1 protein-coding gene is annotated in these 1144 nt (G+C 42.2%); it reads right to left on the bottom strand.

What is annotated here, in order from left to right; genetic code table 11:
* Positions 1-26: 26 nt before the first annotated feature.
* On the bottom strand, positions 27-1144 hold a 1118-nt coding region (locus A3761_RS22705; RefSeq protein ID WP_156492042.1), incomplete at its 5' end, for an RND family transporter.

Raw genomic sequence — 1144 nt, 5'->3', positions numbered from 1 at the left:
TTTGTTGAGTTACCTTTTTAGGTGACTTAGCCATTTAAGGGTGCTCTTTGATCTAGGATACCTTGATCATCGATTGTTAAATCTTGCTTAGCTTTTTTACGTTTACTTCCAACCAAAAACAGTAAAAGCGGTGGAAGGAAGAAAAAATCAACAAGTAAAGCGACAACGATGGTTACGGCCGTCATCAGTCCCATATCGGAGTTCATAGAGAAGTCGGATATAGCTAATACAGCAAAGTTCGCAAATAGAATAAATGTGGTGACCAACAGCGCAACGCCAACTGTACTAAAGGCATAGCGAATCGCATCCTCGGTAGATAGCTGATTCTCTCGCTTGGCACGTAAAAATTTACTTAAAAAGTGAACGGTGTAGTCGACGACGATCCCCAAGGTCATTCCGAATACAACAGATAGTCCAATACCGATTTGTGCAACGGTCATTCCCCAAACACCAAAAGCAACTAAGGCCGGAAGGAGATTGGGAAGTAGGCTAACAAAGCCGTAATATGCAGAGCGTAAACTGAAAGCCAACACAACAGAGATAATGATTAAAGCGATAAATGTACCTTGTAGCATGGAGCGAATGTTATTCTGACCAATATGAGCGAACATGATATCGCTACTTATCCCGTGGGAAAATTTAAGGCTAGGAATATTTTCGGAAAACCAGCTCTGAGCACGTTCTTCCAAAGCGAGAAGCTCCGAAGTAGATGTTTTCGCTAGATAGCCTGTTAAACGAGTCTTGGCTTTGTTGATGTCCACTTGATTGTTCAAGTCGAGTCCGTAAGGGAGTGACATTTCATAAAGTAATAAATACTGTGAGGCGAGCTCTGCATTATCAGGGAGTTTATATGCGCTAGGGTCATCACCATGCATATTTTTGTTCAGACGCTTCATGACATCAGTAAAGGTCGAGACGTGTTGAACTTCTGGTTGAAGCTTTAACCAGTTTGCTGCCTTTTCAAGGTTTGCCAAATACTCAGGCTCGTTGATTCCACCTTCTTCCTCGGCTTCAACAATAAAGGATATGTAGCCTAAGCCGGTGAGCCTTTCTCTGGTAAAATCAGCTGCCTGTCTTTGTCTCATTGGCTCGTCAAAATACTCGACCCATACGTCATTCAATTCGTTTTGAGGTAAGAAAGAAA

It is taken from the genome of Oleiphilus sp. HI0123 (genome assembly GCF_001635315.1).
This window is presented reverse-complemented; position numbering and strand designations above follow the sequence as displayed.